This is a genomic window from Mycobacterium persicum, from assembly GCF_002086915.1.
GTDB classification, from domain to species: Bacteria; Actinomycetota; Actinomycetes; order Mycobacteriales; family Mycobacteriaceae; genus Mycobacterium; species Mycobacterium persicum.
The window spans coordinates 2,015,633-2,029,718 of the sequence record NZ_MWQA01000001.1 but is presented as its reverse complement, the minus strand read 5'-3'; the positions used below and the strand labels follow the sequence as shown (position 1 = coordinate 2,029,718).

The window sequence follows — 14,086 nt, the reverse complement described above, 5'->3', positions numbered from 1 at the left end:
ACAGAAGACTCATCTACTTCAACGTCTCACACAGGTTAGACAGAGAGGGTCTTGACGCCACACGTGCGCGCAGCCCGCGCATCGGTAGCGGCGGATCGTGACCAGCAAGGTTGTCGGCCGCAACCCGAATGGCTCGTGCGCAAGTTGACGGGTCACGGTGTCGCGCACCGCACCTTGCTCGCCGCAGCGCCGACACCACGAGTCGTCGCCGACGATCCGGCACGCCAGCACCGCCTGCTCGGGTCCCAGGCGTTGTCCAGTCACCTCCATCCCGAGCTCATCAAGGCGGCAGAACGTGGTCAGATCAGGGCAAGCGAAGGTAGCGTCAGGCATGTCGAGGTCTTCCAGATCAGGTGTGTAGGAACCCTCATCTTCGGAAGACCTCGACCCCTATCCCGGCAACGACGCGCCGACCACCTCTACACCCTCATCTGCGAAGAGCCGCTTATCCACATGCGTCTTTTTAACTCTGACTACGTGAGCTTTGCCCTGGTTGCGCGGCATACAAAGCATCATAGACTGATTGCACCGATCAGACACGAATGACACACACATATTCGTGACTACACATCAGCACGAGACAGCAGCCCATATCGCCAGCTCAGAACACTAATCCCCAGTCAGAACCCGTCGTAACTTCGGTCTAAAACAAGGCGGACTCATTCACTGGGGGCCATGCCAGGGGACTTACCCGTGTTGTCGTCGCCAGCGTGACAACAACAGTGGATATTTACAATTCCTCGTGAGTGCGATCAGATGATCAGTTCGATGAGGTGTTGGGCCAGCGCGTTGGGGCTGGGGTGGTCGAAAACCACGGTAATCGGCAGTGTCAGCCCGGTGTGTTGGGTCAAACTGTTGCGTAGTTCTAACGCGGTCAAAGAATCGATACCGAGGTCTTTAAACGGGCGGTCGGGATCTAAAGCGGCCGGATCAGGGTGAGCGAGCACCGTGGCCGTGATCGCGGTAACCATCGAGATCACGGTTTGGCGTTGCTGGGCAGCGCTTTGACCGGCCAGCTGCGCCATGACGGTGCTGGCCGGCGAATGGGCCTGAGGGCGCACGGTGGTTAGGGCGGTTATTTCGGTGAGCAGCGGGTGGGCGCGCCCGGCGGTGAAGATGTCGAGGAATTGGTTCCAATTGACATCGGCCACGGTGATGTGGGTGTCGTTGGTGTTGAGGCTGTGCTGCAGTGCGTTAAGGGCGGTTTGGGGGGGGATGGCGTTGATGCCGATGCGGTGGAAGTGCTCCAGGATGTGAGGAGCCAAACTGGCGTGGGTGGGTTGTTGGTCTGCCCACAGGCCCCAGGCTATCGATAGTGCCTTGGTGCCGGTGTGGGCGCGTAGTTGGCAGGCCAGGGCGTCAAGGTGGGCGTTGGCGGCGGCGTAGCAGCCTTGGTGGGCGCCGCCCCAGGTCGCTGCGGCTGAGGAGAACAGGATGAAGGTGTCAGGTGGGTCCTCGCTGAGCAGTTCCGCAAGGTTGTCGGCTCCGATGGCTTTGCTGTAATCAGCGCAGAATTGGGCGGTGGTGACCTCGGAGATGAGGTGGTCTGTGATCGTTGCTGCCGCGTGAACGACGGTACGTATGGGTCCATGTTGGCGACGGGCTTGGGTGAGAAAGGCTGCTAAAGCATGGCGGTCGGTGACATCGACTGAGGCTAATGTGGTGCTCACCCCGGCAGCGTGAAGTTCTTTTTGCAGTTGTGTCCCTGAAGAGCTGTGCGCAGCGGTACGGCTGACCAAGATGAGGTGACTGGCTCCAGCCCGGGCAAGCCAGTGGGCGATGTGTTTGCCTAGCCGCCCTGTCGCCCCGGTGATTAATGCTGTTCCCGACGAGGTCCAGCCGGGCTCCACATGGGCCGGCAGCGGTGCCGGATAAAGACGTCGAGCGCTGATCTTGTGCGCGCCTATGGCAAGTTGATCTTCAGATTGCGGACAACTCAAAAGGGTGTAAAGCTGCCTTAAGTGTTGCGGCGTGGGCAATTCGGGAAGGTCGATAAGCCCTCCCCACCGGTCGGGGTGTTCTAGACACAGCGATTGTCCTAGACCCCACACAGCGGCCTGGGCGCAGCTGGCGGGCTCACCGCCGCCAGCTACCTCGACCGCGCCTTGAGTCACGAGCCACAAAGGGACACTCAGGCTGCTGTTGGCGTAGGCCTGCCCGACCAGCAACGTAGAAATCAGCCCGCGTGATATCCCCGGAAAATCCGGATGAGGCCGTTCATCAAGCGCTAAAAAAGATACAATTCCATCGCAGTGAGCACCCGCAACAGCCGTCGATAATAAACCCGTCAACGAATTACTACCGACGTCGCTGGGATTGACAACCAAAATTTCGATATCCGAACCATAATGCTCAGACAAACCAGTCACCCAGGAATCACTATCGGCCTGCTCGGGAAACGCCACAACAAGCCATCGTTGCCGGGTCGGCCCTAACTCATTTAACACCACACTTTGCCAACCGACCCGATACCGTAACGAGTCCACCACCACACGAGCCTGACGATCTGCACGCCATCGCCGCAAAGCCCCCACCACCGCAGGCAGCGCCGCCGCATCCCCATCACCAAGAGCCAACATCTGCGCCACCGTGTCGATGGCCTGCTCATCAACGGCTTTCCACAGCAAATCTTCCCCCGCAGCGCTGACATCGGCGCTCGAGGCGGTGCTGGGGGTTAGCCAGAAACGGCGGTGTTGGAAGGGGTAGGTGGGTAATGCGGTGATACGGGCTTGGGGGTAGAGGTGCCGCCAGTGGGGGCTGTGGCCATGGGTGTGTAGTTGGGCCAGCGCGTGGGCCAGGGTGTCTAGGTGGGCCCGATCACGATGGGCGGTGCTGATCACCGCGCTGCCGTGGCCCACACCCCCAGAACCTGCAGTCCCCGTCGCGGTCCTCGTCCCCGTCACGGTCCCCGTCGCGGTCGCGGTGGTGGTCGCGGTGGTGGTCGCGGTGGTGGTGGTGGTGGTGAGGGTGTCGCTGATTGCTGGGGCCAATACCGGATGGGGGGATAACTCCACAAAAACATGGGGGCCCTGAGCCAGCAAACCCGCTACACAATCAGCAAAACGAACCGGTTCACGCAGGTTGTGGTACCAGTAGTCGGCGGTCAAGGTGGTGGTGTCAACAGGCTGGTCCGATAGGTGGCTGCCCACGCTGGAATACATCGGGATTTGCGCTGGGCGGGGGTGCAGGTTGTTGAGATCGTCGAGTAGTTGTTGGTGCAGGGCTTCCACATGAGAGCAATGGGAGGCGTAATCCACGGCGATGGTGCGGATGTGGATGTTGTGGTGTTCACAAGCGGTGATAAACCGTTGCAGCGCAGCCACATCGCCGCTGATGATGGTTTGTGAGGGACCGTTGACCGCAGCGATGTCAAGGCCTTGACCGTAGCGCTGCAGGTAGGGGTCGAGTTCTTCAGCGCTTAGCAGCACCGAAGCCATCGTCCCGCTCCCGCATAGCTGCGCTAAGGCGTGGCTGCGGCGGGCCACGATCTTGGCGGCTTCGTCTAAGGAGTACACCCCAGCGATATAGGCGGCGGCGATTTCTCCTTGAGAGTGTCCGATCACGGCCTGGGCCGTAATGCCGCAGGAGTTCAGCAGTTCTGCAAGGGCGACCATCATCGCAAACAGGGCCGGTTGGACCACATCGACGCGCTCTAAAGGCAGCGGTGGGGGGTCTTGACACAACACCTCACGCACCGACCAGCCGGTGTAGGGGCGTAAAGCCTGGTCACAGCGGTCTAGGGCGGCGGCGAAGTCGTGGTGGTGTTGGTAGAGCTGGGCGGCCATGGCCGGGTATTGAGCGCCTTGACCGGGAAAGACGAACACGGTTTTGCTGGATTGGTGAGCCAGGTGGTGATGGGTGGACAGGCCCGGATGGGGTTGGTTGCTGGCTAAGGCCTTCAAGGCCGCCCGAAGCCCGTTGCCAGGATCGGGGGGTGGTGAGGAAACGGTGATCGCTGCTCGGTAGGGGTGATGGCTGCGGGTAGTGGCCAGGCTGTAAGCCAGATCAGTCAGATCAACATCGTGGTGATCATCGAGATGGCGATCCAAACACTGGGCCTGAGCACGCAACGCCGCTGCGCTACGCCCCGAGAGCACCCAAATACCAGGCACCACCCCACCACCACCACCACCACCATCATCATCATCATCATCATCATCATTGGCGGCGGGTATCACCGCAGGATCCGCAGCAGGGGCTTGTTGAACAATCAGATGAGCGTTGGTGCCGCTGACCCCAAACGCGGAAACCGCCGCAGTTTTCACATGATCGGTATCCGGCCAGGGCATCGGTTGGGTGGGCAGTGCCACCGTGCCTGCCGACCAGTCGATATGTGGGCTGGGTTGGTCGATGTGCAAAGTCGGGGGCACGATGTTGTGGTTGAGAGCTTGAACCATTTTGATCAGCCCAGCCACCCCGGCGGCGGCTTGAGTATGGCCGATGTTGGATTTGATCGATCCCAGCCACAGGGGTTGCTGACGCTGATGATGGGCGCCATAAGTAGCGATCACCGCGCCGGCCTCGATCGGATCACCCAAGGTAGTACCGGTCCCGTGAGCTTCGACCACATCGACGTGGTCAAGCCCGATCCCGGCGTTGGCTGCGGCTTGACAGATCACTTGCTGCTGAGCTGGTCCGTTGGGGGCGGTCAACCCGTTCGAGGCGCCGTCTTGGTTGACTGCTGAGCCAGCGATAACGGCCAATACCTTGTGCTGGTAGCGGTGTGCGCGACTTAACGGTTCTAAAACAACAACTCCCACCCCTTCGGCCCATCCGGTGCCATCAGCGCTGGCGGCAAACGATTTACAACGACCATCAACAGCTAACCCTCGCTGCCGGGCGAACTCGGTAAACACTGTCGGGGTGGTCATCACGGTCACCCCCCCAGCAAGGGCCAACTCCGATTCCCCATTACGCAGCGATTGACACGCCAAATGAATCGCCACCAACGACGACGAACACGCCGTGTCCACCGTCAACGCCGGCCCGTGTAGCCCCAACACATAAGCCACCCGCCCCGAAGCCACACTGGTCGCCGACCCCGTCAACGCATAACCGTCCACCCCCTGGGAATCACCACCCCCATAAGGTTGGGCATAAGCCCCCACAAACACCCCAGTGGCAGACCCCGCTAACCCCCCCGGATCAATACCAGCGTTTTCCAACGCCTCCCAACACGTCTCCAACAACAACCGTTGCTGAGGATCGATCGCTAAAGCTTCCCGCGCAGAAATCCCGAAAAAATCGGCATCAAAATCACCAGCACCCTCTAAAAACCCCCCACACCGGGTATAAGTCTTACCCACCGCATCCGGATCAGGATCAAACAAACCCGCTAAATCCCACCCACGATCATCAGGAAAGCCCCCCACCACATCAACCCCACCACTGACCACCCGCCACAAATCCTCCGCACAACCAATACCCCCAGGAAACCGACACCCCACCCCCACCACCGCCACCGGCTCACCCACACCCATACCAGCCGAACCCGCCACCGGCGCCACAGAAGAACCGGTGTGGGTGATCAGTTCGATGAGGTGTTGGGCCAGCGCGTTGGGGCTGGGGTGGTCGAAAACCACGGTGGCCGGCAGTGTCAGCCCGGTGTGTTGGGTCAAACTGTTGCGTAGTTCTAACGCGGTCAAAGAATCGATACCGAGGTCTTTAAACGGGCGGTCGGGATCTAAAGCGGCCGGATCAGGGTGAGCGAGCACCGTGGCCGTGATCGCGGTAACCATCGAGATCACGGTTTGGCGTTGCTGGGCAGCGCTTTGACCGGCCAGCTGCGCCATGACGGTGCTGGCCGGCGAATGGGCCTGAGGGCGCACGGTGGTTAGGGCGGTTATTTCGGTGAGCAGCGGGTGGGCGCGCCTGGCGGTGAAGATGTCGAGGAATTGGTTCCAATTGACATCGGCCACGGTGATGTGGGTGTCGTTGGTGTTGAGGCTGTGCTGCAGTGCGTTAAGGGCGGTTTGGGGGGGGATGGCGTTGATGCCGATGCGGTGGAAGTGCTCCAGGATGTGAGGAGCCAAACTGGCGTGGGTGGGTTGTTGGTCTGCCCACAGGCCCCAGGCTATCGATAGTGCCTGGGTGCCGGTGTGGGCGCGTAGTTGGCAGGCCAGGGCGTCAAGGTGGGCGTTGGCGGCGGCGTAGCAGCCTTGGTGGGCGCCGCCCCAGGTCGCTGCGGCTGAGGAGAACAGGATGAAGGTGTCAGGTGGGTCCTCGCTGAGCAGTTCCGCAAGGTTGTCGGCTCCGATGGCTTTGCTGTAATCAGCGCAGAATTGGGCGGTGGTGACCTCGGAGATGAGGTGGTCTGTGATCGTTGCTGCCGCGTGAACGACGGTACGTATGGGTCCATGTTGGCGACGGGCTTGGGTGAGAAAGGCTGCTAAAGCATGGCGGTCGGTGACATCGACTGAGGCTAATGTGGTGCTCACCCCGGCAGCGTGAAGTTCTTTTTGCAGTTGTGTCCCTGAAGAGCTGTGCGCAGCGGTACGGCTGACCAAGATGAGGTGACTGGCTCCAGCCCGGGCAAGCCAGTGGGCGATGTGTTTGCCTAGCCGCCCTGTCGCCCCGGTGATTAATGCTGTTCCCGACGAGGTCCAGCCGGGCTCCACATGGGCCGGCAGCGGTGCCGGATAAAGACGTCGAGCGCTGATCTTGTGCGCGCCTATGGCAAGTTGATCTTCAGATTGCGGACAACTCAAAAGGGTGTAAAGCTGCCTTAAGTGTTGCGGCGTGGGCAATTCGGGAAGGTCGATAAGCCCTCCCCACCGGTCGGGGTGTTCTAGACACAGCGATTGTCCTAGACCCCACACAGCGGCCTGGGCGCAGCTGGCGGGCTCACCGCCGCCAGCTACCTCGACCGCGCCTTGAGTCACGAGCCACAAAGGGACACTCAGGCTGCTGTTGGCGTAGGCCTGCCCGACCAGCAACGTAGAAATCAGCCCGCGTGATATCCCCGGAAAATCCGGATGAGGCCGTTCATCAAGCGCTAAAAAAGATACAATTCCATCGCAGTGAGCACCCGCAACAGCCGTCGATAATAAACCCGTCAACGAATTACTACCGACGTCGCTGGGATTGACAACCAAAATTTCGATATCCGAACCATAATGCTCAGACAAACCAGTCACCCAGGAATCACTATCGGCCTGCTCGGGAAACGCCACAACAAGCCATCGTTGCCGGGTCGGCCCTAACTCATTTAACACCACACTTTGCCAACCGACCCGATACCGTAACGAGTCCACCACCACACGAGCCTGACGATCTGCACGCCATCGCCGCAAAGCCCCCACCACCGCAGGCAGCGCCGCCGCATCCCCATCACCAAGAGCCAACATCTGCGCCACCGTGTCGATGGCCTGCTCATCAACGGCTTTCCACAGCAAATCTTCCCCCGCAGCGCTGACATCGGCGCTCGAGGCGGTGCTGGGGGTTAGCCAGAAACGGCGGTGTTGGAAGGGGTAGGTGGGTAATGCGGTGATACGGGCTTGGGGGTAGAGGTGCCGCCAGTGGGGGCTGTGGCCATGGGTGTGTAGTTGGGCCAGCGCGTGGGCCAGGGTGTCTAGGTGGGCCCGATCACGATGGGCGGTGCTGATCACCGCGCTGCCGTGGCCCACACCCCCAGAACCTGCAGTCCCCGTCGCGGTCCTCGTCCCCGTCACGGTCCCCGTCGCGGTCGCGGTGGTGGTCGCGGTGGTGGTCGCGGTGGTGGTGGTGGTGGTGAGGGTGTCGCTGATTGCTGGGGCCAATACCGGATGGGGGGATAACTCCACAAAAACATGGGGGCCCTGAGCCAGCAAACCCGCTACACAATCAGCAAAACGAACCGGTTCACGCAGGTTGTGGTACCAGTAGTCGGCGGTCAAGGTGGTGGTGTCAACAGGCTGGTCCGATAGGTGGCTGCCCACGCTGGAATACATCGGGATTTGCGCTGGGCGGGGGTGCAGGTTGTTGAGATCGTCGAGTAGTTGTTGGTGCAGGGCTTCCACATGAGAGCAATGGGAGGCGTAATCCACGGCGATGGTGCGGATGTGGATGTTGTGGTGTTCACAAGCGGTGATAAACCGTTGCAGCGCAGCCACATCGCCGCTGATGATGGTTTGTGAGGGACCGTTGACCGCAGCGATGTCAAGGCCTTGACCGTAGCGCTGCAGGTAGGGGTCGAGTTCTTCAGCGCTTAGCAGCACCGAAGCCATCGTCCCGCTCCCGCATAGCTGCGCTAAGGCGTGGCTGCGGCGGGCCACGATCTTGGCGGCTTCGTCTAAGGAGTACACCCCAGCGATATAGGCGGCGGCGATTTCTCCTTGAGAGTGTCCGATCACGGCCTGGGCCGTAATGCCGCAGGAGTTCAGCAGTTCTGCAAGGGCGACCATCATCGCAAACAGGGCCGGTTGGACCACATCGACGCGCTCTAAAGGCAGCGGTGGGGGGTCTTGACACAACACCTCACGCACCGACCAGCCGGTGTAGGGGCGTAAAGCCTGGTCACAGCGGTCTAGGGCGGCGGCGAAGTCGTGGTGGTGTTGGTAGAGCTGGGCGGCCATGGCCGGGTATTGAGCGCCTTGACCGGGAAAGACGAACACGGTTTTGCTGGATTGGTGAGCCAGGTGGTGATGGGTGGACAGGCCCGGATGGGGTTGGTTGCTGGCTAAGGCCTTCAAGGCCGCCCGAAGCCCGTTGCCAGGATCGGGGGGTGGTGAGGAAACGGTGATCGCTGCTCGGTAGGGGTGATGGCTGCGGGTAGTGGCCAGGCTGTAAGCCAGATCAGTCAGATCAACATCGTGGTGATCATCGAGATGGCGATCCAAACGCTGGGCCTGAGCACGCAACGCCGCTGCGCTACGCCCCGAGAGCACCCAAATACCAGGCACCACCCCACCACCACCACCACCACCATCATCATCATCATCATCATCATCATTGGCGGCGGGTATCACCGCAGGATCCGCAGCAGGGGCTTGTTGAACAATCAGATGAGCGTTGGTGCCGCTGACCCCAAACGCGGAAACCGCCGCAGTTTTCACATGATCGGTATCCGGCCATTCAGTGCCGACAGCAAGGACACGTATGACTGATTCGTGGTCTGCTAAGGCTGAATTCGGCTCAGCAAAGTTAAGGGTCGGGGGCAATAGTCCGTTCTTAAAAGCAAGGGCCACCTTGATAACACCAATGACTCCGGCAGCGGCTTCAAGATGTCCAATATTGGGCTTTGATGAGCCTATAATGAGTGGATACTTGTGTTGCGCAACGTCGCTACTCCTATATACTGAGATAAGCGCTTGCGCCTCAGCGAGATCTCCGACTTGCGTACCGGTTCCGTGCGTTTCCACATAATCGACCACTGAAGGCTCAGTACGCGCCGCAACTAACGCGGTATTGAACAGACGTTTATGCCCGTCGACGGTTGGGCTTACGAGTGTGAGCCGGCTACCGTCGTTGATGATCGCGCCACCGCGGACTTCACAGTATAGCGGTCTTCCATGCGCGAACTTACTACCAGCTCGCGTAAGCACAATAAAGCCGCCGCCTTCACCTCGAACGTAACCATCGGCGCGCGCATCGAAGGGGCGACATATTCCGCTGGATGAGAGAACTCCTAATTCGGCCACACTCGCCGCCGCATATGGGTCAAGATTTAGATGGATCCCGCCGGCTATCGCCAGATCACACTCTCTCCTTCGCAAGCTTTCCATTGCCAAGATGACTGCAGCTAGGGATGACGACTGCCCGGTGTCGAGCACCAGACTCGGCCCTGTTAGTCCGAAAGAATGTGAGATCCTCCCTGCGATGACGGAACGAAGCGACCCTAGCGTGCTTCGAGAGTTAATCACTGAGTGGCTACGCGAAAGAAGGGAAGCATAGTCATCACGCATCGCACCGATAAAGAGCCCCACAGATTTGTCGGCGAGGTCTTCTGGAACAATGCATGCATCTTCGAGAGCCGACCAGACGAGTTCAAGACTTATGCGTTGCTGCGGATCCATTTTTTCGGCTTCATCGGCTGAAATGCCAAAAAATGAAGCGTCGAAACTATCCGCGTTTTCAATAAATGCGCCATATTTCAGTGCGCTGAGATGGTGTATACGAGAGTCGACGATCTCATCTGCATGGCGGTTGGGCATGCTCTCGGATACACTGCTCCGACTTTGCGTTAATAGTTGCCAGAACTCGTTGGGACTGTTGGCGCCGGCTACCCTACACGACAGGCCGATGATTAGTATTTGATTGCTGTCATCTGTCATAAATAAGGACCTTCGAAATTAGGATCTGGGCGCCTCGGTGACGCAACCCGGAATAATAAGTGAATAATGTTCCAAACAGTGGCTAGACTCCACTGAATAATGGGCACGGTTTCAATTGCGACGAATGTCAATTTTGAACGCGACGGATCGAAATGTTCTGAATTCAACGAAAATATCTCAGTTTTCGATAGATACTGTAGGCTGGACCAATTATGCATATTGGCGACTAACGTCCCTGAAGATGTCTGAGAATGCATGGCGCAGATCGGCTGCGACCAGTGAGCTAGTACCATGTCATTATGCCTTGTTCGCTTCAGGAAGTGGGTGCCCATATTCGCCTAATGAGCAACGAAAAGGAGTGGTATAGTGGTATGAGGGCATTGACATGCGCGTAGAGAGGGCAAACGCAACCTGCATCGCGTAGATTCGAGAATCTCCTATGACGCGACGCTTCATGGGTCGAGTATCCATCGTATAACCACACTCCGGCCATGCTATTTAATGTCGAGCACATGATCGCAATTGCGTTGTAGCGCCGCCATGATTAAGGTATCGCCCCGCTGAGTGCGTCCGGCCAACATTGCCGAAGCAATGATCCTTGCGACGCATAGTGGACTTCGCCGTCGCACCCCCTCGTAGACATCAGAGAGGCTGATTTGAGACTGTGCGCCCAGCGCGTTGTGGTACGCTCGTAGCAGGGTGTCGTAGTGTTTACGGCGCTTCTCCGTCGAAATAGCGCAGCCCAGGAAGTATGCCAGATCAGCCATCACTGGGCCCCAGCAAACGGCCTGCCAATCAATGACGGTTAACGGCCGCTCTGCAGTAGTGCCAAACAGTAGGTTATCGAGACGGTAATCACCGTGAACCAAACCGAACATACGCGGTCCGTCAGCTTCGTTAGCCACGTGACGACATTCGTGAAACGTAGCCACCACCCGGTCACACAATGCGCGGTGGCCGGGCAACATATTGTGGCCATACCGATCAAGGAAGCCGGGGTAGAGCTCGGAGATGAGTGCCTGGGTAAGAGGCATATTCCGATTGAGCCACGGGAACTCGGATAGCGCGCTGTCGCCGATCAGCAATCCGTGTATACGGCCCAACGTGACGAGCGCCAGTCGAGCCTGGTCTAGCGTGGCGCCCTGAATGTCGTTCCCGGCAACCGCCGGTGCTGCATCGCCCATGAGCAAGTGAAACGTTCCGGTAGAAGCGTCGAGCGCAGCATCATAGCACGGTACTAGCTGTCCATCAAAGCGGGATGCGAGGTCGCGATAAAAGCGGACTTCGCGCTCGTAGAACCCCAGTGCGAGCCCGGTTTGCCTGCTCGTCGGATCTTCTGCTGCGAGCTTCAATACTGCTGACTGGGGCTTCGGGCGGTTGGAGGGGTTGCGCGCGTAATCCAGCCTTAGGCGATAGCAGTCGCTCATCAAGCCGGTACTGATAGGCTCAACTTCAAAGTCCAGGACAGTTCCCGCTCCGATCTGCCTGCTAAGCCACGCGGCTGTGAGGTCGCTTGGCCGCGCGACAACTCGATCAAATTGGCTTGTCACCAGATGACCCAATCGCAACTAACATTATTCCGCCACAACGACGTTAGGGCATCAAACATAGCCACAGCGTTGCTCGCCGGGCTGATTGCCAACTAGCATCTGCGCTGACCTCGATTCCTGCGGTTGACAGCAGCAACAACGCCCGGACTGGCAACAACGACTTCGGGATCGGGCTCACCGGTGACAACCAGCTGGACGTCAACCTCTTAGCCTGGATCCACGGTTCCTCAGTTGTTTTCGCGTTCATCCCTGATGATGGCCACGTTAACGTTAATGTTTTCGAAATTCAACAACCTCCGTTATGGACGGAATCTTTTGCTTACTCTGTAAAATCACTCGCTCAAACGTGCGGCTGATCATAGATACCTGAATTAACAACAATATTGACTTGGTTCACCATTTCCGACGATTACACCGCCACTTGAGTAAAGGTGTCTGCAGCGACCCCGGTTGCACCCCTAGCCCTTACGGCGCAGCGTCTATATGGCTTCGACTGCCACGCCAGCCCGATTCATCTGCATTAGTAACGATACATACGTATCGGCAATAGTCGCACAGGTCAACGGTGTCGTCAACCCTGCGCTGTAGACAGATTTCTTGTGAGGAGCGGACCGTGGTTGCCTGACAGAATATCTCGAAGTAGGGGCGAACCGAAGAGGCCCAGTACTGCCTGACGAGCCGGTTAGCAGGTGTCCGTGATTATGTTGGTTGCCGTCGCTGAGCCTCAATCGTCATGGTGGCGAGGCGAGAGTCGCGGATCCGTGCCCGGCCGAACGGCGCGAGGAAGGCGGCGGAGTCATCTCGGTGGCCCGGTGTCGTCACTGGATAGCGTCCCGCGGATTGGTGGACTTCGGATCTGGCGTGGTTCACGCATGGTGCTCAACGAGTCATGTTGAACGCTAGAGGATTTGGTGTTCTTTGGTAAGTGCTGCAGCGGCGTGTTTGTTTAGCAATGACGGCGCGTAGTTCGTCCATGGAGACATCGGAGAGGTAGCGGCGGGTGACTTGCCATTCATCGTGGCCTTCGATGACCACCGCGGTGGACAGGCGCAAGAACGCTGCGGGGTTCGGGAAGATCTCCACGACATCGGCACGGCGCTTGATCTCCTTGTTGAGTCGTTCGATATGCGGTTGTTCGACCAGATCTGCCGATGCGCTTTCGGGAACGCGGTGCACGCCAACACATCGGTCTTGGCCTGGCTCATCATGTCGGCCGCCTTCGGGAAGCTGCCCGCCAGGGTGTCGGTGACCCGGTCCATTGGGCGGCGACTTCCTCAGGATCGGTGTGGGCGAAGATCGTCTTGACCGGGGCGGTCACCGCCGGGGCGTGTTTGGCCGATACTGCGGTGCGCAGCTTACGCAGGAAATGCACCGGCCGGCGTTGCCACGACGACCCGGTGAAAGGTTGTGCACAGCGGCTTTCAACCCCGCATGGGCATCGGAGATGACCAGATGCACCCCCGAGAGTCCACGGGCGCGCAGTGAAGCCAAAAACTCGCGCCAGAACTCGTAGGTCTCGCTGTCTCCGACGGCGGTGCCCAGCACCTCGCGGGTGCCATCGATGGACACCCCGGTGGCCACTACTAGGGGCATGGGAGACCACATGCGCCCCGACACGTACTTTGCAGAAGGTAGCGTCGCAGAACACGTACGAAACTGCGTGTGGGCCAGGCTGCGGGTGCGTAAGGCGTCGATCTCCTTATCCAGGCCGGCTCAAATGCGCGAGATCTCTGATTTGGAGACCCCACTGTCGACGCCCATCGCGGCCACCAGATCATCAACACTGCGGGTCGTCACCCCGTGCACGTCGGCCTCCATGATCACCCCGTGCAACGCGCGGTCGATGCGGCGGCGGCGCTCCAGCAGCGAGGGGAAGGACGATCCGGCCCGCAGCTTGGGGATCTGCACCTCGATGCCGCCGGCGGTGATGGACACCGTTTTGGGTCGGTGCCCATCACGGTGCGTGCCGCGATCGGCTGATCGCTGGTAGCGGCCAGCAACGATTGTTTCGGTGGCCTCCGCCTCGATCAATGCCTGCAGCCCGGCCCGGATCAGCTCGGCGAACACCGCACCGGCATCAGCAGACTTCAGCGCATCAAGCTGAGCAAGCAAGTCACAATGGTCCTGGGTCATCGTGTCGCGCGGTCCTCTCGTGAGTCTCTTTGGTCGGTAACTCACTGACCACTACGCGATGGCCCACCCCAACACCGTCAACGACACACCAGGACCTCTACAGCCCAGGCGCCGCCTCAGCCCCCCGAAAGCCCACCACCCCAGGGGGCTTAC

The 14,086-nt window shown here is 59.4% G+C and carries 3 protein-coding genes and 2 pseudogenes; all 5 read right to left on the bottom strand.

Annotation, left to right across the window (positions count from 1 at the left end; all coding sequences use genetic code 11):
* Positions 1 to 48: 48 nt before the first annotated feature.
* Positions 49 to 333 (bottom strand): annotated as a pseudogene (locus B4U45_RS08985) (transposase family protein); the annotation flags it as partial.
* 419 nt (positions 334 to 752) lie between these two features.
* Positions 753 to 10,250, bottom strand: coding sequence for a type I polyketide synthase (locus B4U45_RS08980; RefSeq protein WP_219859379.1), 9,498 nt, complete (start codon positions 10,248 to 10,250; stop codon positions 753 to 755).
* A gap of 494 nt (positions 10,251 to 10,744) precedes the next feature.
* Positions 10,745 to 11,677, bottom strand: coding sequence for a phosphotransferase (locus tag B4U45_RS08975; protein WP_075545064.1), 933 nt, complete (start codon positions 11,675 to 11,677; stop codon positions 10,745 to 10,747).
* A 1,002-nt stretch (positions 11,678 to 12,679) separates the two neighbouring features.
* On the bottom strand, positions 12,680 to 12,976 hold the full coding sequence (locus B4U45_RS29815; RefSeq protein WP_371687259.1) for a transposase: 297 nt from the start codon (positions 12,974 to 12,976) through the stop codon (positions 12,680 to 12,682).
* 68 nt (positions 12,977 to 13,044) lie between these two features.
* Positions 13,045 to 13,867 (bottom strand): annotated as a pseudogene (locus B4U45_RS08970) (IS256 family transposase); the annotation flags it as partial.
* Positions 13,868 to 14,086: the final 219 nt, after the last annotated feature.

Bases quoted from the DNA above. Each gene is read 5' to 3' on its own strand.
- B4U45_RS08975 (WP_075545064.1), bottom strand. From the start codon at position 11,677: ATGAGCGACTGCTATCGCCTAAGGCTGGATTACGCGCGCAACCCCTCC.
- B4U45_RS08980 (WP_219859379.1), bottom strand. From the start codon at position 10,250: ATGACAGATGACAGCAATCAAATACTAATCATCGGCCTGTCGTGTAGG.